This is a genomic window from Pseudomonas sp. BCA17, from assembly GCF_004519405.1.
Classification (GTDB): domain Bacteria; phylum Pseudomonadota; class Gammaproteobacteria; order Pseudomonadales; family Pseudomonadaceae; genus Aquipseudomonas.
Genome location: NZ_SGWI01000007.1, coordinates 311,980 through 336,994 on the forward strand (window position 1 = coordinate 311,980; position 25,015 = coordinate 336,994).

Annotated in this window: 23 protein-coding genes; 7 read left to right on the top strand and 16 right to left on the bottom strand. The window is 60.2% G+C overall.

Annotated features, from left to right (window positions below):
* Positions 1-111: 111 nt before the first annotated feature.
* The 3 genes from EXW71_RS24130 to EXW71_RS24140 all read left to right on the top strand — a co-directional run bounded on the left by EXW71_RS24130 (position 112) and on the right by EXW71_RS24140 (position 1,865).
* Positions 112-387, top strand: a complete 276-nt coding sequence (locus EXW71_RS24130) for a polyhydroxyalkanoic acid system family protein (protein ID WP_071482648.1) — start codon at positions 112-114, stop codon at positions 385-387.
* Between the two features lie 104 nt (positions 388-491).
* Positions 492-914, top strand: coding sequence for a phasin family protein (locus EXW71_RS24135; RefSeq protein WP_123716232.1), 423 nt, complete (start codon positions 492-494; stop codon positions 912-914).
* A 12-nt stretch (positions 915-926) separates the two neighbouring features.
* Complete coding sequence (locus EXW71_RS24140; protein ID WP_134660438.1) at positions 927-1,865, top strand: phasin family protein; 939 nt, start codon at positions 927-929, stop codon at positions 1,863-1,865.
* 66 nt (positions 1,866-1,931) lie between these two features.
* Here EXW71_RS24140 and EXW71_RS24145 read toward each other — a convergent pair whose 3' ends face one another.
* The 6 genes from EXW71_RS24145 to EXW71_RS24170 all read right to left on the bottom strand — a co-directional run bounded on the left by EXW71_RS24145 (position 1,932) and on the right by EXW71_RS24170 (position 8,391).
* Complete coding sequence (locus EXW71_RS24145; RefSeq protein WP_123716230.1) at positions 1,932-2,459, bottom strand: fimbrial protein; 528 nt, start codon at positions 2,457-2,459, stop codon at positions 1,932-1,934.
* Between the two features lie 18 nt (positions 2,460-2,477).
* Positions 2,478-3,419, bottom strand: a complete 942-nt coding sequence (locus EXW71_RS24150) for a fimbrial protein (RefSeq protein WP_134660439.1) — start codon at positions 3,417-3,419, stop codon at positions 2,478-2,480.
* Between the two features lie 55 nt (positions 3,420-3,474).
* Positions 3,475-6,042: a fimbria/pilus outer membrane usher protein gene (locus EXW71_RS24155; protein WP_134660440.1), complete on the bottom strand. Its 2,568-nt coding sequence runs from the start codon at positions 6,040-6,042 to the stop codon at positions 3,475-3,477.
* A 140-nt stretch (positions 6,043-6,182) separates the two neighbouring features.
* The gene (locus EXW71_RS24160) at positions 6,183-6,911 is read right to left on the bottom strand and encodes a molecular chaperone (RefSeq protein WP_256657111.1); all 729 of its coding nucleotides are present in this window, start codon (positions 6,909-6,911) and stop codon (positions 6,183-6,185) included.
* A 45-nt stretch (positions 6,912-6,956) separates the two neighbouring features.
* Complete coding sequence (locus EXW71_RS24165) at positions 6,957-7,733, bottom strand: molecular chaperone (protein ID WP_134660442.1); 777 nt, start codon at positions 7,731-7,733, stop codon at positions 6,957-6,959.
* A 76-nt stretch (positions 7,734-7,809) separates the two neighbouring features.
* Positions 7,810-8,391, bottom strand: coding sequence for a fimbrial protein (locus EXW71_RS24170; protein ID WP_123716225.1), 582 nt, complete (start codon positions 8,389-8,391; stop codon positions 7,810-7,812).
* A gap of 337 nt (positions 8,392-8,728) precedes the next feature.
* Here EXW71_RS24170 and EXW71_RS24175 point away from each other — a divergent pair, with 337 nt between their 5' ends.
* Entirely contained in the window at positions 8,729-9,424 is a 696-nt protein-coding gene (locus tag EXW71_RS24175) for a response regulator transcription factor (protein ID WP_256657110.1), read from the top strand.
* Between the two features lie 22 nt (positions 9,425-9,446).
* Here EXW71_RS24175 and EXW71_RS24180 read toward each other — a convergent pair whose 3' ends face one another.
* The 10 genes from EXW71_RS24180 to EXW71_RS24225 all read right to left on the bottom strand — a co-directional run bounded on the left by EXW71_RS24180 (position 9,447) and on the right by EXW71_RS24225 (position 22,214).
* Complete coding sequence (locus EXW71_RS24180; protein ID WP_134660443.1) at positions 9,447-10,067, bottom strand: TetR/AcrR family transcriptional regulator; 621 nt, start codon at positions 10,065-10,067, stop codon at positions 9,447-9,449.
* A gap of 28 nt (positions 10,068-10,095) precedes the next feature.
* Positions 10,096-11,778 (bottom strand): class II poly(R)-hydroxyalkanoic acid synthase, encoded by a 1,683-nt coding sequence (phaC, locus tag EXW71_RS24185; protein WP_134660444.1) that lies wholly within the window; start codon positions 11,776-11,778, stop codon positions 10,096-10,098.
* An 89-nt stretch (positions 11,779-11,867) separates the two neighbouring features.
* Positions 11,868-12,713 (bottom strand): poly(3-hydroxyalkanoate) depolymerase, encoded by an 846-nt coding sequence (phaZ, locus tag EXW71_RS24190; RefSeq protein ID WP_123716222.1) that lies wholly within the window; start codon positions 12,711-12,713, stop codon positions 11,868-11,870.
* A gap of 148 nt (positions 12,714-12,861) precedes the next feature.
* On the bottom strand, positions 12,862-14,541 hold the full coding sequence (gene phaC / locus EXW71_RS24195) for a class II poly(R)-hydroxyalkanoic acid synthase (protein WP_123716221.1): 1,680 nt from the start codon (positions 14,539-14,541) through the stop codon (positions 12,862-12,864).
* 248 nt (positions 14,542-14,789) lie between these two features.
* On the bottom strand, positions 14,790-15,167 hold the full coding sequence (locus EXW71_RS24200) for a gamma-butyrobetaine hydroxylase-like domain-containing protein (RefSeq protein ID WP_134660445.1): 378 nt from the start codon (positions 15,165-15,167) through the stop codon (positions 14,790-14,792).
* Positions 15,168-15,266: 99 nt separating this feature from the next.
* Entirely contained in the window at positions 15,267-16,604 is a 1,338-nt protein-coding gene (hslU, locus tag EXW71_RS24205) for an ATP-dependent protease ATPase subunit HslU (protein ID WP_134660446.1), read from the bottom strand.
* A gap of 37 nt (positions 16,605-16,641) precedes the next feature.
* Positions 16,642-17,172, bottom strand: a complete 531-nt coding sequence (gene hslV, locus EXW71_RS24210) for an ATP-dependent protease subunit HslV (RefSeq protein WP_003171209.1) — start codon at positions 17,170-17,172, stop codon at positions 16,642-16,644.
* Between the two features lie 255 nt (positions 17,173-17,427).
* Positions 17,428-18,129 (bottom strand): SPOR domain-containing protein, encoded by a 702-nt coding sequence (locus EXW71_RS24215; RefSeq protein ID WP_123716218.1) that lies wholly within the window; start codon positions 18,127-18,129, stop codon positions 17,428-17,430.
* 1 nt (position 18,130) lies between these two features.
* A complete protein-coding gene (gene argS / locus EXW71_RS24220) occupies positions 18,131-19,867 on the bottom strand; it encodes an arginine--tRNA ligase (RefSeq protein ID WP_134660447.1) in 1,737 nt (578 codons plus the stop codon).
* Positions 19,868-19,994: 127 nt separating this feature from the next.
* Entirely contained in the window at positions 19,995-22,214 is a 2,220-nt protein-coding gene (locus EXW71_RS24225; protein WP_134660448.1) for a primosomal protein N', read from the bottom strand.
* A gap of 216 nt (positions 22,215-22,430) precedes the next feature.
* Here EXW71_RS24225 and rpmE point away from each other — a divergent pair, with 216 nt between their 5' ends.
* The 3 genes from rpmE to EXW71_RS24240 all read left to right on the top strand — a co-directional run bounded on the left by rpmE (position 22,431) and on the right by EXW71_RS24240 (position 24,929).
* The gene (gene rpmE, locus EXW71_RS24230) at positions 22,431-22,649 is read left to right on the top strand and encodes a 50S ribosomal protein L31 (RefSeq protein WP_010213765.1); all 219 of its coding nucleotides are present in this window, start codon (positions 22,431-22,433) and stop codon (positions 22,647-22,649) included.
* A 35-nt stretch (positions 22,650-22,684) separates the two neighbouring features.
* On the top strand, positions 22,685-23,479 hold the full coding sequence (locus EXW71_RS24235; protein WP_134660449.1) for a thermonuclease family protein: 795 nt from the start codon (positions 22,685-22,687) through the stop codon (positions 23,477-23,479).
* Between the two features lie 181 nt (positions 23,480-23,660).
* Positions 23,661-24,929: a malic enzyme-like NAD(P)-binding protein gene (locus EXW71_RS24240; RefSeq protein ID WP_123716214.1), complete on the top strand. Its 1,269-nt coding sequence runs from the start codon at positions 23,661-23,663 to the stop codon at positions 24,927-24,929.
* Positions 24,930-25,015 lie beyond the last annotated feature (86 nt).

Sequence of the window (25,015 nt, forward strand, 5' to 3'; positions counted from 1 at the left end):
AATCCCCATGGCCTGCTTTGTCTTGGCAAGGCTGAAGGTAAGATAGGCGGTCACCGGGACCTTTTGCCGCATGGCAGGTGTTCCACTCGCTATTAAAGAGGAGTCATAGCAATGGCCCGTATTACCGTTGAACGTGCACACACCTTGGGTAAGGAAGGCGCGCGGGCGAAGGCCGAGAAGTTGGCGCACAAGCTCAAGGAGCAATATGGTCTGGAGCCATCATGGTCTGGCGATACCTTGAACCTCAAGCGTTCGGGGGTTAAAGGCACTGTATTAGTGGCCGATGATTCGCTGCGTATTGATGTGGAATTGGGCCTGTTGATGTCGGCCATGAGCGGCACTATCAAGTCCGAAATCGAGAAAGCGTTGGATAAGGCGCTGGCTTGATCCTCTGCGCTTAGGGTGCCGATTCTAATTTTTCATCCTACTTTGTGCCCAGGCCCTCAACTCCTGCGGGCTGTTCCTCCACCCTATTTTGCGTGAGGTGCACCATGGCCAAAGTTATTTTGAAGAAAAAAAACGACGTACAGTCCACCGCCCTGAGTGACGTTAAAAGCTATGCCCGCAAGATCTGGCTGGCGGGTCTTGGTGCGTATGCCAAGGTCGGCAGCGAGGGCGGCGAGTACTTCAAAGAGCTGGTTAAGACTGGTCAACATGTTGAAAGTAAAGGCAAAAAAGTTGTGGTTGAACAACTTGATGCTGCCAACAGTCAGATTGATCAAGTCAAGAGTAATGTCTCAGGTGTCAAAGGCCTGGTAGAAGTTCAACTGGATAAAGTTGAAAAAGTCTTTGACACGCGTGTTGCAAGTGCCTTGAATCGGATCGGCATTGCGTCTAAACATGACGTTGAGACACTCTCTGCTAAGCTCGAAGAGCTGACGGCATTGCTCGAACGTGTCGCGCGTAAACATTAAGGAGACAACGGGATGGCTGTTCAAAAGAAAACTCAAAAAGATGGCAGCTCGTGGATCGGGGAAGTTGAAAAATACTCCCGTAAGATCTGGCTTGCTGGTTTAGGCGTGTACTCGAAGGTGAGCAGTGACGGCGGTAAATACTTCGAGACCTTGGTTAAAGATGGCGAGAAAGCCGAGAAGTTGACCAAGACCACCGTGGGCAAGAAAGTCGAGGCGGCCAAGGCCAGCGCCGGCTCCGCCAAGTCCAGTATTTCTGATACCTGGGGCAAGTTGGAAGAGTCGTTCGACAAGCGTCTGAACAGTGCAATTTCTCGATTGGGCGTACCCAGCAAGGCTGAGCTGAAGACGCTGCACAGCAAGGTCGACACGTTGACCAAGCAAATCGAAAAGCTCACCGGCGCGAAAGTGGCTCCGGCGAAAACCGCAGCCGCCAAACCGGCAGCCAAGCCTGTTGCTAAAACCGCAGCTGCCAAGCCTGCCGCGAAAACGGCTGCCAAGCCGCTGGCAAAAGCCGCCGCCAAGCCTGCAGCCAAGGCTCCGGTAAAAGCCGCTGCCAAACCAGCCGCCAAAACCGCCGCCGCTAAACCTGCGGCCAAGCCTGCTGCTAAACCAGTGGCCGCCAAAGCCGCTGCCAAGCCCGCCGCCAAAACCGCCGCCGCTAAACCTGCTGCCAAACCGGCCGCCAAGCCTGTTGCTAAAACCGCGGCTGCCAAACCAGCCGCTAAGCCGGCCGCCACTAAACCAGCTGCCAAGCCAGCGGCAAAACCAGCCGCCGCTAAAAAGCCAGCAACTGCTAAGAAGCCTGTGGCACCGAAGCCAGCTGTTGCGGCCAAGCCTGCCACCGCGTCTGCTTCAACCGCCTCCACAGCCAACTCGGTTTCCGCACCGGCGTCTGCTGCCAATACTGCGACTGCAACGCCGGCCACCCCGACGCCATCCAGTCAGTCCTGATTTAACCGGGACAAAAATGCCCGGCCTGCGAAGGCCGGGCATTTTTTTTGCGCGCTCAGGCACTCGTCAGTTGTAAGTGATGGACACGGTAACGGCGCTGACCAGGCTGCCTTGGCTGATCGCTGCGCCGGTTTTATGGTAGGCGGCCCGAAGCGGCAGAACCGCCTTGTTGTCGCTGGTCGGCACCGTTCGGCTACGTTGGGCGGGCGTGCCATTGGCGGGGATCGTTGCAAGAGTGGAGGTGCGATGCGCCAGCCAGAGGGCTGTCCCCGCGGAGGTGCCGGCGTTGGCAAATAACAGCCCGTTGCCCGTGGAGACGGTGCCGGCAAACAGGAAAATCACATTGCGGATGTCCGATTCGCAGTCGGCGGAAATCTCAAAGTCATGCTCCCCTGTGAAATTGACCGAATCAAAGTCAGATACTTTGACTGTTGGCAGGGTAATGGTGCGGTTCACATCGCCAGCGGCCAGGTTGCAGGTACCCGCGTCGACCTGGCCCTTGAAGTTAAGGATGCCAGTGGTCGCGGCGTGTACCGTGCTGGCGGCCAGGCCCGCGGTCATTACCAGCGCTAAAGGCAGGATTCGAAAGCTCATCAGGTAGTCCTTGTTGTTTCAGTTATAGGTAATGTTGACGGTGGCAGTACTGGCGAGCGTGCCTGAGCTGACCGTGCCGTTTTTGTGATAAGCCGCGCTGAGCGGCAGGATGGCGCGATTGCCGGAAACCACCAGCGTGCGCGTGCCGTTGTTGCTGATGGTCTGGGGTACGCCGTTGATGCGTGAGTACAGCCACAGCGCTACACCGGCGGCGGTGCCGGTGTTGGCGAACAGCGCGTCGTTCCCTGAGGCGGGAGTGCCGGTGATGCTGAAGGTGACGCTGGCTGCATCGGTGCAGTTGGCTGTCAGATCGAAGTCTTTTGCGCCCGCGTAGACCTCGTCTTTCAAGGCACTGACTTGGATGGGCGGGAGCGTGATGGTGCGGTTGACGTCACCGGCAGCCAGGTCGCAGGTGGCGGCAGGCCTGACAAAGCGGACCGGGCTGCCGAGCTGCAGTTGAAAGCGCTCTGGAGTGATAACCCAGTGCTTTTCCCAGAATCTTCCACTGGGTATTGTCCCTGTCGTCACCGGTCCGATTTTGTAGAAGGTGGCTTGCGCTGAGGTGAAGCTGGGTATCTTGCCGTAAACCTGTTGGTAACCTTGGTCATACAGTGCAAAGGCTGTCGGGCCGCCACCGCCGGCCCACGTCATCGTGATCCGCAGGCCTACACCTGGAACCTCCGTGTGGTAGGCCTCGGTCCCTGGGTGTTGCAGTCGGGTATATCGACCCCAGACCCCGCTATGGGTAGCAACACTGCACTGCGCAAAGTAGTCGGGAGCCGTGCCGTTGAACGCCACGCTAGTGATGACGCTTCCTACCGGGAGGCTGTCCGGTACAGTGATCGTCGCCGGCAGATTCAAGGTAAACGTATCATTCTGGAATCTGTCGCAGTTCGCCTGGGCGGCGACCGGTATGCCAAGGGCCAGCAGTGCCGAAACGAGCAGGATAGGGTGTTTCATCGTCAGTCCCTTAGTCAGAAATAGGGGGTTGGGCGCGATGCGCGCGCTCGCGGTATCAATCGCTTGTCCTGGCTGTGCAAGTGCCGGCGTCCAGATGGCGCAAGCGCTGGGCACCTTTCGTTCCCGGCGCTTTGCCCAGGCCGTAGTGCAGCCGGCAAGACGCGTCGTCATGGCTACCCCACTTGACGGTCAAAAGCCCCTGGTCACGCGGCACGCGTACGAACGCCTTGCCGCCCTGGCCGACGATCCCCACGCTTGCTCCGTCTTCATCGAACACATCCGACCCGAACGGCAGCAGGCTGCCATCCTCGCGCAGTGCCGTGATCAGCACGGCTTGGCCGCTGACTGTGTCGAACTGCAGCTTCACCACCGAGCCTGCACGGGGCGCCACATTTTGCGCGGCGGTCTTGAGTTCCACGTCGACCGACAGGTCCTTGGGGTCCAGCTCGACCACGTTCTGGCGATACGGCGTGAGGTGGGGCACTACGGCAAAACCACGCTTGCCGACCTGTGCACCGTGGTTGCCATTGACCCTTGCACCTTGGGCATCCGGCGCCTGGACGATGCCGATGGTGTCGCCCAGCTCCGGGGCAAAGGTCACGTCGTCAGCGTGGGCGACAACGCCACCGGTCATGCCAAATGACATGGCGCGGTAGGTGTTGCTCTGGCCATACCCTGCGGACAGCACGCCATGACTGGCCTGGTACTTGACGTCGGCGGTCACGGAGTTACCGCTGCCTTGCGTACGACTGCCTCCCACCCCATAGGTGAATTCACTGCGTTCGCCCAGTGTGCCGCCAAGGTTCACGCGCTCGCCGCTGCTTTGATTGCCGCGAAAGGCCGTGCTGGTCAGGGTCGGTGACCGCGCGTCGCTGCCCAACGGCATGCTCACGGTCAGCTCCAGTTGTTTATCGACCCGGTCACTCAGCAGATCCTTGGTGCGCTGGGCACTGACGGTGTAGTGCATGCCCTTCCAGCTACTGGTGTAGCCGGCGGTGAAGGTCAGGTTGCCGCTTGCGCGATTCCAGTAGTTTTGTGAAGAACCGGTCAAGTACACCGAGCCGTTGCCCAGGCTCTGGTTAAGGCTGATGTCCATCCTGTCACGCAGGCGCGACAGGTTGTCCAGGCTGCGCCCGTCGATGGCCAGGTCGCGGACCCGTGCCGCGTCCGCGATGCTCAGGAAACCTTCCGTGGAATAACGGTAGGCACCGAGGGCAAAGTGCGTACCGGTGTCGGTGAAGTTCTTGCTGTAGCGTAACTGCAGGCTTTGTCCGCCACGCGGTTCGTGACCCGGCAGGGCCGCTCTCGAGGTGGTCAGGTCAAGAGACAGGGCTCCGACCGGGGTATTGAACGCCGCACCCAGCAGTTGCGACAGATAGTCCTCGCTCACTACCGCGCCCATGTAGGCAGTGAGCAGGTTGTTGAGCCCGTTCTGGTAGGTCGCCTGCGCCAGAACAGGTGGATGGTGCAGCCCGATTTCGTCCAACTGGCCGACACTCAGCGAGTAGCGGGTATGGCCCGTCCTCAGCAGGTTGGCGTTGGCGGCGAATGGCACGATGAATTCGCGCTGACGGCCGTCGGCTTCAGTCACCGTAACGGTCAAGTCGCCGCCATAACCTGTAGGAAACAGGTCGTTGAGGACAAATGGACCGGGCGCCACAGACACTTCATCCAGCAGCACGCCACGTTGGCGCACGGTGACTCGGGCATTGGTCTGGGCGATGCCCCGTACGACGGGCGCAAAGCCGGCCAGGGAGTCCGGCAGCATTCGGTCATCGCTGAACAGGCTGGCGCCGCGCAGGCGTACGCTGTCGAACAGCTCCCCTGGGGTGTAGATCTCGCCCAGCATCAGTTGTGAGCGCAGTAGGGGCAGTTCGCGTTGCACGTAGGTGCTGCTGCTTTGATAGCCTGATGCGGCGTCGGTCTGGCTGAAGCTGCCATTGTGGCGCCAATGCCAGTCACCCAGATTGAGCCCGGTGTTCAGGCCCAGATAATGAGAGTTGAGCGAGCGGCCTTGGGTGCGGGTGGCAAAGGTGTTGACGTTGTAGCGTGCGAAGGCTGCATCGACCCCGCCATCCCAGTGCTTGGGGTCAACATAGCCACGCGCTTTGCGCGCCAGGTAGATCTGCGGAACCTGCAGCGTCAGGCGGTTTTCGCCCGAGTCGAATTGGCTGGTGCTGCCTGGCAGGTAGGTGGACATCTCGGCGCACGCGGCAAACGCGGGGATGGGCGTTCGACCGGCCTCGGCGGGTTGTTTCTGAGGCGCATCCAGGTCGACACCAAACCTGAGCAGCGCGTCTCGCTCCAGGCACATCTGTGCAGAGTCCTGGCCCTTGACGGCGACGAAGGCCACGGTTTCGCGCCCTATCCACTGGCCGTTGAGGTAGACATCGGTGCGGTAGCTGCCGGGGAGTACGACATTGCCCCGGCTGAATTTTGAAATATCGACCTGTTGGCCGCCCGTACCGTCCGGAAAGAAGGCCGGGTTGAACTCGACATTCTCGACCGCGTGGGCCTCGATGGCATGAGCACCGCTCAGCAGTAACAGGCAACGCGCCGTATGCGTCAACCGATGACGTGTCAGGGGCCAGTGTCTTACGCTGACAGGCGTATTCAAACTCATGTTTACCATTTCCAAAAAAAAGGTGCTGTCCGAATTCGGGCAAAGCGAAGCCCTGCCCTGAAAAATGGGCATCAAACGGGTGTGTTCAGTGAGGTGAGTAACGGGGGCGGGAAGCTACGGTGCTCGGCAGACCACGTCGCTCACATCGAAATCCTGGCGCGGTGAGATGTCTTCACTCCAAAGTCGTCGAGCGTCTGGAATTCCACAGTGGTTGCGCTGCCCGGCGGTGACTTGAGGCTGGGTACTTCAAAGCGGTTACGACCACCCGGGGCCACCATGTTCTCGGTGCTGGATGCCGCGGTCTTGCGTGCATGACGCAGCTTTGACTCCAGCACGTCGATGTCCTCGAACGTCACGTGATAGGGGGTGGGGTTGTAGACTTCCAGGACTTGCCCCTGCTCGGTGGATTCACGCCGCCATTGCAGTTTCCCCGGCGCAGCCTCAACCCCATAAGGCAGGTTCGGCGGGCGAAAAAACAGCTTGATCCGCGAGCGGAAGGCGAGCTGTAGCTGATTGGCCTGCTGAGCGTCTTGCGCCTGTGCGGGCACTTCCAGCAGGTTGAACCAGAACAGGCTTTCCTGTTTCGACGGCAAGCTTTCGCCGGTGTATGCCAGGCGAACAACCTGCTGCTTTCCGGGTTCCATGCGGAAGATCGGCGGCGTGGCGATAAACGGAACTCCGGCAAGATCCGGTGTGGAGTGTTCGTCGCCGTTGTCCAACCATGCCTGTATCAATACCGGTGACTGGTTTTTGCTTTCAAGCCTGACCGTCACCTCTTTGTCGTTCTGCGGGTAAATGATCCGGGTGTTGTTGATGACAACGCTGGCATGCGCGATGGCGCCGCCGAACAGCGCGAATGCCAAGGCCATCAGATTGAAAAGCCGATATGAAATAGAGGTTGCGTTCATGGGAGGTCATCGGGTGGTTGAAGAGGCAAGGTTTGCCGAATGGCGCACTCGGGCACCGAAGTCGCTGACGGTCGTGAACTCGACCTTGGAGGCGCCACGGGGGGGATCGCGCAGTTCTGGCAGGGCGAACAGTTTCACGTCGCCGGCCGGCATCAGCAGGCCATCGTTGGCCTCCTGGTTCGGCGCTTTGCTGAAGCGTTTACCTTCACTGAGCAAGTCAACGGTGGTCAGGGAAATATGGTACGGAGTCGGGTTGGTCGCCTGCAGCGCGTAGCCCTGATCCCGGGGCACCAGTTTCCATTGCAGTTTTGCCGGGGCGCTCCCCACCGGATAGGGTAATGACTGGGGGCGCAGGAACACGCGCAAGCGCGTACGGAACGCCAGTTCGATCTGGTTGTTTTGCTCGGCACCGGTAGCCACCGGGGGCACTTCCAGTACGTTCAGCCAGTACAGGCTTTCGCGGTCGGTGGGCGGTGTTTCGCCGGAGTAGCGCAGGCGCAATGCCTGCTGTTGATGAGGCTCGATGCGAAAGATCGGTGGTGACAAGGTGAACGGTGTTTGTGCCGTCGCCGGTGTCGAGCGCAGATCACCCGTGTCCAGCCAGGTCTGCACCAGCGCCGGGCGGTCGCCTTTGTTTTCCAGACGCACGACGACTTCCTGCTGTTCGGCAGGGAAGATCACGCGAGTGCCATAAATAATCACCCCTGCATGGGCGGGAATCGCTTGCAGCGATAACAACCCAACAGCACAGGTGGCCAGCGCGAGGCGAGCCATTGTTTTCATGTCCAAGGTCTCTTCGAATCAAGGGTGGGACCTGCAGGGCCGCTGCAGGTCCGTTACCTACAAGGCGTGGTGCTCCTTAATCGGCGTACACGACCATAAAGCCGACGCGCGTCTTGACCGTACCTTCGGTGGCAGGTGCCGTGGCGTACATTTGCGCGGCCAGTGGGATGACGGCCTGGTTGTCGGCGATGACTACGCCCTCCGATTTTTCGGTGTAGACGTTGATCGGAGTGCCGTTACGGTTAGTCACTTCAACCTGGACGTTCTTGGCGTTGGCGGTGTCATCAGGGTTGTCATAGCCATCGATGTTCAGGCGCCCGGTCGCCACGTCAATGGCCGGGCTGGTGGGGTCGAACGCGACCATGGCGGTGCGGCCATTGGTGCAGCTGCCTTCGCCTGGCGCGCCAATCCGGATGGTGAAGCCGGTCAGGTTGGCACGATCACCGGGTCGTGCCAGGCGCGCCGCAGAAACACCACCCAGGTTCACGTCCTTGACCACTGCACCGGTACCCGGCGCCGCGCCTTCGATGGTGCAGGTCGTATCGTTCACCAGCCCGGTGAAGTTGATGGTGCCGTCATTGGCTGCATGTGCGGTTTGCGATACGGCGGCAGCCAATGCAAGGGCTGTTGCAACGGTGGAGAGAGCATTGAATTTCATAGTATTTCCAAGCGTGATTTGTCTGGGATATGCCTCGCAGGCTTGTCAATTGTTTAAAGCGCTGCAAGTTGACGAGGCACACAGATAATCGGCTGGGACCGTTGATGCTGCCTATAGAGAAGTAACGATATTGGTCTCGTGATTGTTCGAAATTTTGTATTTAGAATCCAAATAGTTGTATTGACTATGGCGTGTAAGATTGCGCTGTAAGTTCGAGATGTAAGAGGAATCCTTATTGTTGTTATTGATTGATCCTCCCGAGCGGCTGGGATATACCGTGCTACTAATGATCGGCAAGTTTTTGTAATTAGCGGTACTCACAAGATCGGGTTTTTCGATGCCTACTTCAACTTCCAGTACGCACACCATCATGTTGCTTGATGATCATGAGATGGTTAGACAAGGGATCGAGCTGGGTCTGGGCAAGGAGGCCGACCTTGAGGTCATCGGTTCCTTCGGGACAGGCAAGGCATTATTGGAGGCGCTTGCCCTGCGATCTGCCGATGTGGTCGTGATGGATTTTATCCTGGGGCCTTCAGACATTGATGGCCTCAGTCTGATACAGACGCTGAGTCGACGTTTCAAACAGTGCAAACCTATCGTCCTGTCGTCCCACTACACACCGGCAACGGTGTTAATGGCGTTGAAGGCAGGAAGTTGGGGGGTATTGGGCAAAACCCAGAAGTTGACGGAGTTGATTGCGGCTATTCGAACAGTCGCACAGGGGCGCATTTACCTGCAGCCCTGTATGTTGCCGGAACAGCAGGGCACCCAACATGTCTTTAATGGCGCAGACATACAGTCAACGTTGGGTGGGGGCGGTTCGTTACCCACCAACACCAGCCTTACACCCAAAGAACAGGAGGTACTGCGGTGCTTTCTCGATGGCATGTCGGTGAGTTCAATTGCGGCAAAGTTCTCGCGCAGCGCCAGTACTATCAGTACGCAAAAACAATCGGCCTATCGAAAGCTGGGCATCAAGACCGATAGCGAGCTTTTCAAGTTCACTCAACAGTTTGGCAAGCCGGAATAGGCAGGCGGCAGACTGCAGGGCCTCAGCCCGGGTTATCCAGGTAACGCAGGGCGAACTGTTCTGTCGCCAGGCGGGCCGGTGCCAACAGGTGTGGCGCCACCAGCATCATGATTTGGTAGACCACCACCTGAACTTCACCTTCACGATCGAGAACCCTCTGGTAATCCAGGGAAAACAACAGGGTCAGGGTGATCTGTTCCACCAACTGGCCCAGGGCCTGGGTACTGCTGACCAACTGCCCCGCGGCTTTCAACCGTGCCAGCAGTGAAGCCAAGGTGCGCTTGAGTGCCGTCAGCAGGGTGCGAATGCCCTTGGCCAGTTTCGGCAGGCGCCCGGCGAGGTTCGACAGGTCCTGGAACAGAAAGCGGTAGTGGGCCATACGCTCGACGATCAGGTGCAGGAACAACCAATAATCTTCGGCCTCCAGTTGCGCGTTCGCGGGTGGATCGAGCAAGGGTGCCAGCTCACACTGAAAGCGCTCAAACAGCCCGAGTACCAGCGGCTCCTTGCCATGGAAGTGGTAGTAGAGGTTGCCGGGACTGATCCCCATCTCATTGGCCACCTCCATGGTCGACACGTTGGGCTCGCCCTTGCGGTTGAACAATTGCAGGGCACATTCAAGGATACGGTCGCGGGTCTTCATCCAGTCTTCTTAAATGAGTTCGTTGAGCTCAGCGCACCCGCACATAAGTGCCTGGCGCCGCTTCCATCGGTGGGTAATTCTGGTTGCCCAGGGCAGTTAGGGTTTCGCGTAGCACGCCCGAACGCTGCGCAATCCACTCCAGCCATTGCGGCCACCAACTGCCTTCGACGTGTTTGGCGTCGTAGTACCAGGCGCGTGGATCGCTGCTCAGCTTGGCGTTCTCGACGTAGTTGGCCTTGGGGTTGCCCGGCGGGTTGAGGATGCTCTGGATATGCCCGCTGTTGGACAGCACGAAGCGTCGCTCGCCGCCAAGTAATTGGGTGGAGCGGTACACCGCGTCCCACGGCGTGATGTGGTCGTTGATCCCGGCGACGCTGAAGCTGTCCACCGTGACCTTTTGCAGGTCGATCGGCGTGCCGCACACTTCCAGGCCGCCGGGGTGGCTCAACGGGTTGTGCTTGAAGAAATCCAGCAGGTCGCCATGCAGCGCGGCAGGCAGGCGCGTGTTGTCGTTGTTCCAGTACAGGATGTCGAAGGCCGGTGGCTCTTTGCCCAGCAGGTAGTTGTTGATCCAGTAATTCCAGATCAGGTCATTGGGGCGCATCCAGGCGAACACCTTGGCCATGTCGCGACCGTCCAGCACGCCCTGCTGGTAGGAGTGGCGTTTGGCGGCCTCCAGGGTTTGCTCATCGACAAACAGGGTGGCGGGGCTGTCGATCTGGCTGTCGAGCAGGCTGACCAGATAAGTGGCGCTGGAGATGCGCCGTAGCTGGCGCTTGGCTTGCAAGTGGCCTTGCAGGGCCGCAATGGTCAGGCCACCGGCGCAGGCACCCATCAGGTTGACCTCCCGGGCCCCGGTGATCGCCCGGCATACATTGAGCGCTTCCTCCAGTGCCGCAACGTAAGTGGACAGGCCCCATTCGCGATGGCGCACATCCGGGTTGCGCCAGCTGATCATGAACGTCTGCAGGCTGTTCTTCAGGGCGTATTGCACAAAGCTGTTGGTGGGGCTCAAATCGAAAATGTAGTACTTGTTGATTTGCGGCGGCACGATCAGCAGCGGCTTGGCGTACTGTTTTTCGCTCATGGGCTTGTACTGGATCAGCTCCAGCAGCTCATTGCGAAACACCACCGAGCCCGGCGTGGTGGCTACCGTCTTGCCCACCTCGAAGGCGTGCTTGCTCACCTGGCGCGGCAGGCCGTTGTTGTGCAGCAGGTCTTCGAACAGGTTGCTCACACCGCGCACCACGCTGTTGCCACCGGAGTTCAGCAGCTCCTTGATGGCCAGTGGGTTGAGCAGGGTATTGGAGGGTGAAATGGCGTCATTGAGCAAGGAGAAGGCGAAGTGCGCACGGGCGCGGTCATCGGCACTCAAGTGGCTGTCATCGATCCAGTGGCGGGTCTGCTGCTGCCAGCTCAGATAGGCTTGCAAGCCGCGCCGGTAGAGGGGGTTGAGCTTCCATGTGGGGTCGATGAAGCGGCTGTCGTTGGGGTTGGGCTCGTGCACGGTTTCGCCCAGCAGCACGCGCCCCAACTGACCGCTCAATGCCAGGGCATGACGGGCGGTATGTATCGGGTTGCGCAAGCTGTGGGTGGCCACGCTGCGTAGGGTCGACAGCAGGTCTCGTCCCCTGAGACCGGTGATCGCGTTTTGCGCATTAATGAACGCAGCGGGGGTGGGCGCCGGGTTCGTCACGGGTCTTTCTCGCATGAGCCAACACTCCTTGGTCAAGTCATCAAGCTGGCACGCCAATTCAGAACCATAGTCGGTTCCTGGGAAGTTGCGCGGCGGTGTGGTCCTTACACCGCGGGGCGCGGGTGAATCACAGCCCGCAGGCGCTCCTCCTCGAGAAACTTCATGATGATCGGCGCCACCGCTTCCGCCCGAGTGATCAGAAACAGGTGGCCGTCATCGATGATGTGCAACTGTGCGTTGGGGATGCGCCAGGCCAGCAGGCGCATATTGATCAGCGGGATCAGCGGGTCGTCGTCCCCCGCCAGCACCAGGGTCGGCTGGCGGATCTTGTGCAGCCAGTGGATGCTGGTCCAGCCCAGCCCGGCAAACAGTTGCCAGTAGTAACCCAGCTTGCCGGCCGAGCGCACTTTGCTGGCGTGTTCGGCGGCCAGTTTGGAATCGCGGCGGAACGAGCCGCCATAAATCATTGGCGCAATGCGTACCACATGGGATGGCTGGATATAACGGCGGGGGCTGGCCATCAGCCACAGCACTTTTGGCTTGCCCGGTACCATTACCGCGCCCGCCGCCGTCGCCGCCAGGATCAGTTTCTTGCAGCGCTCCGGGTAGTCATAGGCAAATTGTTGCGCCAGTGCACCGCCCCAGGACACACCCACCACATTGACCTGGCCGTAGTCGAGATAATCGAGCATGCGCGCGGTGAGCTTGGCCAGGCCGGGAAAACGATAGGGTACGCTGGGCGTCGACGACCCACCCACGCCCGGCACGTCGAAGGCGATCACTTCCAGGTCCGGGTCCAGCGCCTGGGCGAACGGAAATACCAGCTCAAGGTTGGCGCCGATGCCATTGAAGATCAGCAGCGGCGTCAAGTGAGGCTTGCCCGGGCGTACCGCCGTGCGGATAGTCTGGCCATCCAGGTCGATGGTACGGAAGATGAACGGTTGCGGCATGCTCAAGCCCTGTGAGGTATGACGGTTGGAATGCAGGCCAAACGAGGGAGGGGGCTGGCTCCCGAAGGCGGTGTATCAGTCACCCGATCCATCGGCTGATCCCCTGTAATCGGGAGCTAGCCCCCTCCACATTCGATCTCATTTCAATCTAGCGTTCATGTACATAAGTGCCCGGCGCAGCTTCCGCCGCCGCGTAAGTCTTGTTACCCAAGCTCGCAGGCGCTTTCTTCAGCTTGCCCGCTCGCTCCGCCAACCAACCCTGCCAATGCAACCACCAGGAGTCGGTGTGCTTGGTGGCATTCTCCTGCCAGTCCAGGGCCTTGCCGGTCAGACTGTCGCTGGTCTGGTAGCGGGCCTTGGGGTTGCCCGGCGGGTTGAGAATGCTCTGGATATGCCCGCTGCTGGACAGCACAAACTCCACCTTGCCACCAAACAGCTGCGCCGACCTGTAGCATGACTGCCACGGCGTGATGTGGTCGTTGGTGCCGGCCAATGAGTAGATATCCGCGGTGACCTGCTTGAGGTCAATCGGCGTGCCGCACACTTCCAGGGCGTTGGCACGCACCAGCGGGTTGTTCTTGAACAGTTCGATCAGGTCGCCGTGGAAAGCGGCCGGTAAGCGCGTGGTGTCGTTGTTCCAGAACAGAATATCGAACACCGGTGGTTCATTGCCGAGCAGGTAGTTGTTGACCCAATAATTCCAGATCAGGTCGTTGGGGCGCATCCAGGCGAACACCTTGGCCATGTCGCGGCCTTCCAGTACGCCGGCCTGATAGGAGTGGCGCTTGGCCGCCTCCAGCGTCTGTTCATCTACGAACAGTGCCACCTGGGTGTCCAGGGCGGTGTCCAGCACGCTCACCAACAGGGTCAGGGCGTTGACCTTCTTTTCCCCCAGCGCCGCGTAATGGCCGAGCAAGGCCGTGCAGGTGATGCCGCCGGAGCAGGCGCCAAGCATGTTGACGTCCTTGCTGCCGGTGATCGCCGTGACCACATCCACCGCCTCCTTGAGCGCCTCAATGTAAGTGGACAGGCCCCATTCGCGCTGGGCCTTGGTCGGGTTGCGCCAACTGACAATGAACGTTTGCTGGCCATTGCGCAGGCAAAAGCGCGCCAGGCTCTTATCCGGGCTCAAGTCAAAGACATAGAATTTGTTGATCTGCGGCGGCACCACCAATAGAGGGCGCTCGTGCACCTGCTCGGTGATCGGTTTGTACTGGATCAGCTCCAGCACGTCGTTGCGAAACACCACCGCGCCTTCGCTGGTGCCCAGGGTCTTGCCTACTTCGAAAGCGCCCATGTTGACCTGGCTCGGCATGCCGCCGTTGTGCACCAGGTCTTTGGCAAGATGGGAAAGGCCATCGAGCAGGCTTTTGCCACCGGTTTCAAAAAAGCGTTTGACCGCCGCCGGGTTGGCCGCGCTGTTGGTGGGGGCCATGGCTTCGGTCATCAGGTTGATCACGAAGTGGCCGCGGCTGATGTCCTGTTCGGAGAGGTTGCTGTCGCCGATCCAGTCGTGCAGTTCCTTGCGCCATGCCAGGTAGGTTTGCAGGTAGCGTTTATAGAGCGGGTTCTGGCTCCAGGCCGGGTCGTTGAAGCGACGGTCATCGCTCTCGGGCACCAACTGGGATTTGCCGAACATCACGTTTTTCAATTCAACGCCGAAGTGGGCGACGTGTTTGACGCTGTGCAACGGTTGCTTGATGGCTTGGGTCAGTACCATCTTCGCCGAGGCCAATAAATCCTTTTTGCGTAACGCGATGATCGGGTTCAGCCCCAAGGTGTTTTCCGAGGCTTGGCGTTTCAAGTCATCGTTGTTCTTGTTACTCATCTACGACGCTCCATTGTCCGAAAGACGAGTACCGGGTACCGCTGTGCACCAGGTTTCGATACACAACACAAGCCAGGTACGCGACTCGGGTGACCGTTGATACCGCATCGTCAAATGCAGGGAACTTGCCAGTTCCATTGGTTACCCGAGTTTAATTTTTTTCGCAAGCGGGCCAATCGTTGACCACGAGACAGGGCATTCAAGCAGATGAAATTAGAAAATGCTCTCTAAAGCACCGGAGGCCTGAGCTAGAGCATCAGCCGCACGACAGACTCACTGGGGTCGCGGGTTTTTCCGGCTGCCTTGAGCTCGGCGAGATAGTCGGCCCACAGCGCGTCCTGACGCACGGCCAACTGGTAGAGGTAGTCCCAGGTGAACAATCCGCTGTCATGACCGTCGTCGAAGGTCAATTTCAGTGCGTATTGCCCGGCCGGTTCCACCTTGATCAAGCGCACGTTGAGTTTGCCGAATTGCAGGATGGGTTTGCCGTGACCCTGGACCTCCGCGGAAGGTGAGTGGGTACGCAGCAGTTCGGCGGGAAGTTGGTACACCTCGTCGAGCCCATAGGTGAGGCCGAGGGTGTTGGAGGTTTTGTGGAGATTTACAGCGGTGGGAAATTTCGACATTGGGGGAGACCTGGGCGGTAGGCTGCAAGCTTCAAGCTTCAAGCGGCAAGTTAAATGCGATCAACTTGCCGCTTGTAGCTTACTGCTTACAACTTAGCCCTACAGAATGTAGCGCGACAAGTCTTCGTTCTGCGCCAGTTCGCCCAAGTGGCTGTTGACGTAGTCGGCGTCGATCTTGATCACTTCGCCATTCTGCGCACCGGCCAGGTCGCCAGCACTGAAGGACACTTCTTCCAGCAAGCGCTCCAGTAAGGTATGCAGGCGACGCGCACCGATGTTCTCGGTTTTCTCGTTGACCTGCCAGGCGATTTCGGCCAGGCGCTTGATGCCGTCCGGCTGGAACTCGATACCCAGGCCCTCGGTTTTCAGCAGCTCACGGTACTGCTCGGTGAGCGAGGCATGCGGTTCGCTGAGAATGCGCTCGAAGTCACCCGGCGTCAGTGCCTTGAGTTCCACGCGAATCGGCAGGCGGCCTTGCAGCTCCGGCACCAGGTCGCTGGGCTTGCTCAGGTGGAAAGCACCGGAGGCGATAAACAGGATGTGGTCGGTCTTGACCATACCCAGCTTGGTGTTCACGGTGCAGCCTTCGATCAGCGGCAGCAGGTCGCGTTGTACACCTTCGCGGGATACATCGACGCCGCCGGCGTTGCCGCGCTTGGCCACCTTATCGATCTCGTCGATAAACACGATACCGTGCTGCTCGACGGCTTCCAGGGCCTTGGCCTTGAGTTCTTCCTCATTCACCAGGCGCCCGGCTTCTTCATCGCGCACCAGTTTCAGGGCTTCCTTCACCTTGAGCTTGCGGCTTTTCTTCTTGCCCTTGCCCATGTTGGCGAACAGGTTCTGCAACTGGCTGGTCATTTCTTCCATGCCGGGCGGGGCGGAAATGTCGACGCCGGAAATCTCGGCGACTTCGATCTCGATTTCCTTGTCGTCCAGTTGGCCTTCACGCAGGCGCTTGCGGAACAGCTGGCGGGTGTTGGAGTCGGAGGCCGGTGCGGCGTCTTCGTTGAAGCCCATGCGTGCCGGTGGCAGCAGGGCGTCGAGGATGCGCTCTTCGGCGGCATCTTCGGCACGGTGGCTGACCTTGGTCATCTCCTGCTCGCGCAGCAGCTTCAAGGCAGCGTCGGCCAAATCACGGATGATCGACTCGACGTCGCGGCCCACATAGCCCACTTCGGTGAATTTGGTGGCTTCGACCTTGATGAAGGGGGCATTGGCTAATTTGGCCAGGCGACGGGCAATCTCGGTTTTACCGACGCCGGTCGGGCCGATCATCAGGATGTTCTTGGGCGTTACTTCAACGCGCAGTTCTTCGGGCAGTTGCATCCGGCGCCAGCGGTTACGCAGCGCAATGGCAACGGCGCGCTTGGCATCGTCCTGGCCGATGATATGGCGGTTGAGTTCATGGACGATTTCGCGGGGAGTCATGGACATAGTGTTTGGCGGCCTCAAGCGCAAATAAGCCTGCGGCTTACTCGGCGAGGTCCTGCTCCTCAATGGTCTGGTTGTGGTTGGTGAACACGCAGATATCGCCGGCGATACCCAGGGCGGTTTCGACGATTTCCCGGGCCGACAGGTCGGTTTTCTTCAAGAGTGCGCTGGCTGCCGCCTGGGCATAGCCACCGCCGGAACCCATGGCGATCAGGCCATGTTCAGGTTCGACTACATCGCCGTTACCGGTGATGATCAGGGAAGCATCTTTGTTGGCAACGGCCAGCATGGCTTCCAGACGGCTGAGGGAGCGGTCGGTGCGCCATTCTTTGGCGAGTTCGACAGCGGCGCGTACGAGGTGGCCCTGGTGTTTTTCCAACTGCCCCTCGAAACGTTCGAAGAGGGTGAAGGCGTCGGCGGTAGCGCCGGCAAAGCCTGCGAGAACCTGGCCGTGGTACAGGCGACGGACCTTTTTGGCGTTGCCTTTCATCACGGTGTTGCCAAGGGAAACCTGGCCGTCGCCGCCCATGACGACTTTGCCGTGGCGACGTACTGAAACGATGGTGGTCAAGGGGAGAGTCTCCACGCAGCGGGGCGAAAATGCCCTGATGGAAACTCATATGGGGGTGACGAGGGGGATTTCAACCGTAGGGGGACGTGGCGGACGAGTGGCGTTTATCGGTCTTACGCATTTGCGAGAACACCACGAAACCAAATGTGGGAGAGGGCGTGCCCCCGATAGCGGTATGTCAGTCAATGCAATCTTGGCTGACCCACTGCTATCGGGGGCAAGCCCCTCCCACAGGTTGATCGGCGTTGAGCCTGATCAGCGGCTCTGGCGTTGTTGTAACAACAGGTTGCTAAACCCGGCGCCGGCCAATTGCTTTTGCGCAACGGTCAGCTGCTCACGGTTGCTGAATGGGCCTACCAGCACGCGATACCAAGTCGCATCCTTCACCGTGCCGGATTCCACCGTCACCGCCTGGCCCAACAGAATGATCTGTGCGCGTACGCGGTCCGCATCTGCCTGTTTCGGGAACGAGCCCGCTTGCAGGAAGAACTTGGTCACCGGCGCTGCCTTGGTGGTTGCTACCGGTGGCGGCGGGGGCGGGGTGATACCCGCCAACGCGGCCTGGGCGCGCGCCGTGTCGATCTTCGCCGCTTCCGCAGGCGTGACCGGTGTGGTCGGCACTTGTGGCGTCGGCAGGGTTTTCTCCGGCACGGCGTCGGGCGGCACGATCACTTCCGATTCCGGCAGCAGCGTGTAGAAGTCGTACTTAGGCTTCACCGGTACGGTCGGGCTCGGCGCAGTCTTGTTGGCTTCGGCTATTTTCGTGGCCTTCTGCTGCTCTTGCTTGACGCGTTTTACGTCATCGCCTTTGCCCGGCTCCAGCTTCATCAGGATCACCACAAACGCGCCGACCGCCAGGCCGATGGCCATCCACAGCCAGCCCGGAATCGGTTTCTTCGCCGGAGCCTGGTAGCGGCTGGCGCCGCGCTTGGGTGCAGGTTTTTTCTTGGCAGCCAACTTACATACGCTCCAGAGTTTCCAGGCCCAAGAGTTCCAGGCCTTGCTTGAGGGTCCGTCCAGCCAGTGCGGCGAGGCGCAGGCGACTGTGCTTTTGAGCTTCGTCGTCGGCGGTGAGGATCGGGCAATTCTCGTAGAAGCTGGAGAACAGACCGGCGACTTCGTACAGGTAAGTGCAAAGGATGTGTGGTGTGCCTTTTTCGCCAACGCTGTTCAGCACTTCACCGAATTGCGCGAGCTTGGCCGCCAGTTCCTGTTCCTGCGGCGCGACGAGCACGATCTGGCCTTCGACTTCGCTGAAGTCCTTGCCCAGCTTGCGAAACACGCCGGCCACGCGAGTGTAGGCATACAGCAGGTAGGGCGCGGTGTTGCCTTCGAAGTTGAGCATCAGGTCGAAGTTGAAGCTGTAGTCGCTGGTGCGGTGCTTGGACAGGTCGGCGTACTTCACCGCGCCAATGCCGACCACGCGGGCGATGTTGCGCAGGTCGGCTTCGGCCAGTTCCGGGTTCTTTTCTTTCACCAGATTGTAGGCACGTTCCTGGGCTTCGGTCAGCAGGTCGATCAGCTTCACGGTGCCGCCGTCACGGGTCTTGAATGGACGGCCATCGGCGCCGTTCATGGTGCCGAAGCCCATGTGCTCCATTTCCATCGGGTGAGTCACGAACCCGGCCTTGCGTGCCACGGCGAAGACTTGCTGGAAGTGCAGGGCCTGACGCTGGTCGACGAAGTACAGCGCGCGGTCAGCCTTGAGCTTGCCGCTGCGGTAGCGCACGGCGGCCAGGTCGGTGGTGGCGTAGAGGTAGCCGCCATCGGCCTTGACGATGATCACCGGCAGCGGCTCGCCCTCGGCGTTTTTGAACTCGTCGAGGAACACGCATTGGGCGCCGTTGCTCTCGACCAGCATGCCTGCGGCCTTCAAATCGTTGACGACGTTGATCAAGTCATCGTTGTAGGCACTTTCGCCCATCACGTCGGCCATGGTCAGCTTGACGTTGAGCAGTTCGTAGATCTTCTGGCAGTGCGACAGCGAGATGTCCTTGAACCTGGTCCACAGTGCCAGGCATTCGGCGTCACCGGCTTGCAGTTTGACCACCAGGCCGCGGGCGCGGTCGGCGAACGCTTCGGACTCGTCGAAACGCTTCTTGGCAGCCCGGTAGAAGTTCTCCAGGTCCGACAGCTCGTCGCTGGTGATCGGGTTTTCCTGCAGGTAGGCCATCAGCATGCCGAACTGGGTACCCCAGTCACCGACGTGGTTCTGACGAATCACCTCATCGCCGAGAAACTCCAGGACGCGGGCTACGCCGTCGCCAATGATGGTCGAGCGCAAGTGGCCGACGTGCATCTCTTTGGCCAGGTTGGGGGCCGACAGGTCGACCACGGTGCGCTGTGCCGGGCCGGCCTTGCGCGCGCCCACGTGAGCATCGGCCAGTGCCGCGTCGAGACGATTGGCCAGGGCCTGCGTGTTCTGGAAGAAGTTGATGAAGCCAGGGCCCGCGATTTCAGCCTTGGTGACACTCTCGTCGGCAGGCAGCGCGGCGATGATTTTTTCCGCCAGGTCGCGCGGCTTCATGCCCGCAGGCTTGGACAGCATCATCGCGATGTTGCTGGCGAAGTCGCCGTGGGTCTTGTCGCGGGTGTTCTCCACCTGGATCGCCGGCGTCAGGCCTTCAGGCAACACACCTTCGTCGACGAGTTGGGTGAGGGCTTGTTGGATCAGCTGGCGAATGGTGTCTTTCATGGTGTTCTCTTTCGACCGCAAGCGGCGGCGCGCGAAGCGCAGGTGGAAAAACTGGGCATTATCCGTGGCGAGGGCGGGCTTGCCAACCTTCGAAGGTCCTTCACGGACGATTAACCTGTGGGGGGATTCAGTACAAATCGACCGGATCCACATCCAGCGACCATCGCACCTGCCGGCCACTGGGCATTTGCTCCAGGGCAAGCAACCAGTTGCTTAACAGCCGATGCAATGGTGCGCGTGACGTTGCCTGCAAGAGTAGCTGAGCGCGATAGCGTCCGGCACGGCGTTCCATGGGCGCAGGCACCGGGCCGAGCAATTCGATGCCAGTCAGACCCAGTTCGCCCAATAAACGTTCGGCAACGCTGCACGCTTCATCCAGAAAACCTTCGGCCTGGCCCGGCTTGTGTGCTTCAGCTCGCAGCAGCGCCAGATGGGCGAACGGCGGCAGGCCCGCGGCGCGGCGTTCGCTGAGCGCTTGTTCGGCAAAGGCAAAGTAACCTTGTTCCGTCAGTTGAATCAGCAGCGGATGGTCGGCCAAGTGTGTCTGGATAATCACCTTGCCGGGCTCTTCGGCGCGCCCGGCCCGGCCTGCGACTTGTACGATCAGCTGCGCCATACGCTCACTGGCGCGGAAGTCGCCGGAAAACAAGCCGCCATCGGCGTCCAGGATCGACACCAGGGTCACCCTTGGAAAGTGATGCCCCTTGGCGAGCATCTGGGTGCCGATCAGGATGCACGGCTGGCCCTTCTGGATGGTAGCGAACAGCTGGTTCATGGCGTCTTTGCGCGACGTGCTGTCGCGGTCGACCCGCAGCACCGGGTAGTCCGGGAACAGAATCCCCAGACGCTCTTCGGCGCGCTCGGTGCCGGCGCCTACCGGCCGCAGGTCCACCTTGCCGCACTGTGGGCAGTGGCGCGGCACCCGCTCTACGTGGCCGCAGTGGTGGCAGCGCAGCTCGCCGTAGCGCTGGTGCACGGTCATGCGCGCGTCGCAGCGCTCGCACTCGGACATCCAGCCGCAATCGTGGCACAGCAGCGTCGGCGCAAAACCGCGGCGGTTGAGAAATACCAACACCTGCTGGCCGGCGGCAAGTGTCTGGCCGATGGCTTGTTGCATCGGCCCGGAAATACCGCTGTCCAGCGGCCGGCTTTTTACGTCCAGGCGCAGGAAACGTGGTTGTTTGGCGCCACCGGCACGCTCGTTGAGGCGCAGGAGGCCGTAACGGCCGGTGTAGGCGTTGTGCAGGCTCTCCAGAGAGGGCGTGGCTGAGCCCAGCACAATGGGAATGTCTTCCTGGCGCGCCCGCACCAGCGCCAAGTCGCGCGCGTGATAGCGCAAGCCTTCCTGCTGTTTATAGGAGCCGTCATGCTCCTCGTCGATGATGATCAGCCCAGGGTTCTTCATTGGGGTGAACAGCGCCGAGCGGGTGCCGATAATGATGTCGGCCTCGCCGTCACGCGCAGCCAGCCACGCCTCCAGGCGCTCACGATCATTGACCGCCGAATGCACGAGGGCGATGCGGGCGTTGAAGCGCTGTTCGAAACGCGCCAGGGTTTGCGGGCCGAGGTTGATCTCGGGGATCAATACCAAAGCTTGCTTGCCGGCTTGCAGGGTTTCGCGGATCAACTGCAAATAGACTTCGGTCTTGCCGCTCCCCGTGACACCGGCCAGCAGGAACGCGTGGAAGCTGTCGAAGCCTGCACGAATGGCTTCATAAGCCGCCCGTTGCTCGGCGTTCAGCGGCAGTTCGGGCTGGGCCAGCCAGTGTTCATGGCGTGGGTCGGGGGCGTGCTTGCGGATTTCCACTTGTACCAGCCCCTTGGCCAGCAGCAAATCCAGGCTGTCCTTGCTCAGCATCAGTTTGCTTAATAGCTGATGGGCGACGCCATGAGGATGCTGGGCCAGCGTGGCCAAGGCTTCACGCTGGCGCGGCGCGCGGGCGATGCGCGGGTCGTCGAGGCCTGCGCCGGGGGCTATCGACCAGAAGCGCTCCTGGCGCGCCTCCGCCAGTTCGCCTTGGCGCAGCAACACTGGCAGCGCCCAACTCAAGGTATCGCCGAGGCTGTGCTGGTAGTACTGGGCGGTCCACAGGCACAGCTTGAACAGTGCGGGCGGCAGTGGTGGTGTGGCATCGAGGATGGCCAGGGCCGGCTTGAGCTTTTCGGCGGGCACTTCGCTGTGGTCGGTGACCTCCACCAGGATCCCGATCATCTCCCGACGCCCAAACGGCACACGCACGCGCATGCCGGGCTGCAACTGCGCACGCAGCACACCGGCCGGGGCCCGGTAGTCGAACAGGCGGCGCAGGGGCGAGGGCAGGGCTAGGCGCAAAATGGCGTCGGGCACGCGGAGGGTCTCATCTGAAGGCAGGCGGTGGCGCAGGGGCGCGAGCCTAGCAGACGGGGAAGGGCTTGGGGTAGCTGATGCTTTTCTGATGAAAGGGAGGTTTGTGCCCTAAGCGTCGCTTGCACGATTTAAAAGCTCTGGTACAATCCGCGGCCTAATTACGTGCGGTATTCGACAATAGTGTCGAGTGGCGGCACGCTAGCCCGAGGAAGTGCCATGAAAGCCGATATCCATCCAGCGTACGAAACCATCGAAGTCACCTGCAGCTGCGGCAACAAGTTCGAAACCCGTTCGAACCTGTGCAAGCCACTGGGTACTGACGTATGCAACGAGTGCCACCCGTTCTACACCGGTAAGCAGAAGACTCTGGACACCGGCGGCCGTGTACAGCGCTTCGCAGATCGCTTTGGTGCTTTCGGTGCCAAAAAGGCCTAAGGCCGATCAACTTGGGAGGCCGTTACGGTTTCTCCATGCTGATGAAAAAGGCGTCCCTTGTGGGCGCCTTTTTTGTGCCCGGGATTTGGCTCTGCGCCGCACAGGCCGAGGCTTATTGTCCGGCGCCGGCGTCCGTGACGCAGGTCGAAGTACGGCGTGTGGTGGATGGCGACACGGTACGCCTCAAGGATGGTCGCAGTGTGCGCATGATCGGCATCAACACGCCGGAGACCGGTAAAAAAGGTCGCACGGACGAACCTTTTGCCATTGCGGCCCGCCAGCGCCTGCAGGCATTGGTGACGGCCAGTGGCGGGCGAGTCGGCCTGGTGGTGGGGCGCGAGGGCAAAGACCATTATGGACGGACCCTGGCTCACCTCTACGGTACTGATGGCGAGAACCTGGAAGCGCAGTTGCTGGCCGAGGGGCTCGGATTTCAAGTCGGTGTGGCACCCAATAACGCTCTGGTCGCTTGTCAGCAAACCGCCGAAGACGTCGCTCGCCGCGCTCGGCTGGGCCTATGGCGACAATCACCTGTGCAATCCGTAGCGCAACTCTCGCGGTCCGGTTTTGCCCTGGTCAGCGGCCAGGTGAGAAAGGTTGAGCGCAATCGCGGTGGCATCTGGATTGAATTGCAGGGTGCGCTGGTATTACGTATTGCGCCTGAGCACGCCAGTCAATTCGACAGTGCCCTGCTCAATGGTCTGCAAGGCCGGGTCATCGAGGCGCGGGGGTGGGTGCAGGATCGCTCGAGGCGTGGCGGGGTGAAAAGCAGCCAAGTACGTTGGCTTCTACCATTGACTGATCCCAGCATGCTCAAATTGACGTCTTGAGAAAAAATTGTAGACATTTTTTAAGTCAATTGTGAACAGTTGAGCCCTTGTATCCTGCGGCTCTTGGCCGAAAGTCGTAGCGCAGGGCCCTTGACACCTGTGACTGCCCAGTCTTGTAGGGACTTTGCGACACGCGTATCCTCGGCGGTCCGTCGACCAACAGTAAAAGCGGAATGCCGATATGTCTGATTTGAAAACTGCCGCTCTCGAATATCATGCCCATCCTCGTCCAGGAAAGCTGAGTGTAGAGCTCACCAAGGCCACTGCCACCGCCCGCGACCTGTCGCTGGCCTACAGCCCAGGTGTTGCCGAGCCCGTACGTGAAATCGCCCGCGACCCTGAGCTGGCGTACAAGTACACCGGCAAAGGCAACCTGGTTGCAGTGATTTCCGATGGCACCGCGATTCTTGGCCTGGGTAACCTCGGCCCATTGGCTTCCAAGCCAGTCATGGAAGGCAAAGGCGTGCTGTTCAAGCGCTTTGCCGGCATCGACGTTTTCGACATCGAAGTCGATTCCGAAAGCCCGCAGGCTTTCATCGACACCGTAAAGCGCATTTCCATCACGTTTGGTGGCATCAATCTGGAAGACATCAAGGCACCTGAGTGCTTCGAGATTGAAAAGGCCCTGATCGAACAATGTGACATCCCGGTATTCCACGATGACCAGCACGGCACCGCGATCGTTACCGCGGCCGGCATGATCAACGCCTTGGAAATCGCCGGCAAAACCCTGGCTGACGCCAAGATCGTCTGCCTGGGCGCCGGCGCCGCGGCCATCTCCTGCATGAAGTTGCTGGTGAGCATGGGCGCCAAGCTGGAAAACATCTTCATGGTCGACAGCAAGGGCGTAGTTCAGTCCGAGCGTACCGACCTGAACCAGTACAAGGCGATGTTTGCCCACGCTACCGACAAGCGTACCCTGGCTGACGCCCTGGACGGTGCAGACGTGTTTGTCGGCCTGTCCGGCCCGAACCTGCTGAGCGCCGAAGGCCTGAAGTCCATGGCGGCCAACCCTATCGTGTTCGCATGCTCCAACCCGGACCCGGAGATCTCCCCGGAACTGGCTCATGCCACCCGTAACGACGTGATCATGGCTACCGGCCGTTCGGACTACCCGAACCAGGTCAACAACGTTCTGGGCTTCCCGTTCATCTTCCGTGGGGCCCTGGACGTTCGCGCCAAGCGCATCAACGAAGAGATGAAAGTGGCTGCCGCCAACGCCCTGCGTGAACTGGCCAAGCTGCCGGTACCTCAGGAAGTGTGTGACGCCTACGGCGGTATCAAGCTGGAATTCGGTCGTGAGTACATCATTCCGAAGCCAATGGATAAGCGCCTGATCACCCTGATCTCCGATGCCGTGGCCAAGGCCGCCATCGAGACCGGCGTGGCGACCCTGCCGTATCCGAAGCACTACCCGCTCAAAAGCGTGGATGATGTGTTCAACGGCTAAGCCGTTGTAGCGCGCCAACAAAAAGCCCCGGCTCTCGCGAGTCGGGGCTTTTTTTGGTCTGTAGGAGCGAGCTTGCTCGCGAAAAA

Coding starts and splice junctions, on each gene's coding strand:
- EXW71_RS24160 (WP_256657111.1), bottom strand. CDS start 6,911: ATGGCCTTGGCATTCGCGCTGTTCGGCGGCGCCATCGCGCATGCCAGC.
- phaC (WP_134660444.1), bottom strand. CDS start 11,778: ATGCGAGAAAGACCCGTGACGAACCCGGCGCCCACCCCCGCTGCGTTC.
- EXW71_RS24170 (WP_123716225.1), bottom strand. CDS start 8,391: ATGAAATTCAATGCTCTCTCCACCGTTGCAACAGCCCTTGCATTGGCT.
- EXW71_RS24175 (WP_256657110.1), top strand. CDS start 8,729: ATGCCTACTTCAACTTCCAGTACGCACACCATCATGTTGCTTGATGAT.
- hslU (WP_134660446.1), bottom strand. CDS start 16,604: ATGTCCATGACTCCCCGCGAAATCGTCCATGAACTCAACCGCCATATC.
- phaC (WP_123716221.1), bottom strand. CDS start 14,541: ATGAGTAACAAGAACAACGATGACTTGAAACGCCAAGCCTCGGAAAAC.
- EXW71_RS24200 (WP_134660445.1), bottom strand. CDS start 15,167: ATGTCGAAATTTCCCACCGCTGTAAATCTCCACAAAACCTCCAACACC.
- EXW71_RS24130 (WP_071482648.1), top strand. CDS start 112: ATGGCCCGTATTACCGTTGAACGTGCACACACCTTGGGTAAGGAAGGC.
- argS (WP_134660447.1), bottom strand. CDS start 19,867: ATGAAAGACACCATTCGCCAGCTGATCCAACAAGCCCTCACCCAACTC.
- EXW71_RS24165 (WP_134660442.1), bottom strand. CDS start 7,733: ATGAAAACAATGGCTCGCCTCGCGCTGGCCACCTGTGCTGTTGGGTTG.
- EXW71_RS24145 (WP_123716230.1), bottom strand. CDS start 2,459: ATGAGCTTTCGAATCCTGCCTTTAGCGCTGGTAATGACCGCGGGCCTG.
- EXW71_RS24135 (WP_123716232.1), top strand. CDS start 492: ATGGCCAAAGTTATTTTGAAGAAAAAAAACGACGTACAGTCCACCGCC.
- EXW71_RS24140 (WP_134660438.1), top strand. CDS start 927: ATGGCTGTTCAAAAGAAAACTCAAAAAGATGGCAGCTCGTGGATCGGG.
- EXW71_RS24240 (WP_123716214.1), top strand. CDS start 23,661: ATGTCTGATTTGAAAACTGCCGCTCTCGAATATCATGCCCATCCTCGT.
- EXW71_RS24180 (WP_134660443.1), bottom strand. CDS start 10,067: ATGAAGACCCGCGACCGTATCCTTGAATGTGCCCTGCAATTGTTCAAC.
- EXW71_RS24155 (WP_134660440.1), bottom strand. CDS start 6,042: ATGAGTTTGAATACGCCTGTCAGCGTAAGACACTGGCCCCTGACACGT.
- EXW71_RS24150 (WP_134660439.1), bottom strand. CDS start 3,419: ATGAAACACCCTATCCTGCTCGTTTCGGCACTGCTGGCCCTTGGCATA.
- rpmE (WP_010213765.1), top strand. CDS start 22,431: ATGAAAGCCGATATCCATCCAGCGTACGAAACCATCGAAGTCACCTGC.
- EXW71_RS24235 (WP_134660449.1), top strand. CDS start 22,685: ATGCTGATGAAAAAGGCGTCCCTTGTGGGCGCCTTTTTTGTGCCCGGG.
- phaZ (WP_123716222.1), bottom strand. CDS start 12,713: ATGCCGCAACCGTTCATCTTCCGTACCATCGACCTGGATGGCCAGACT.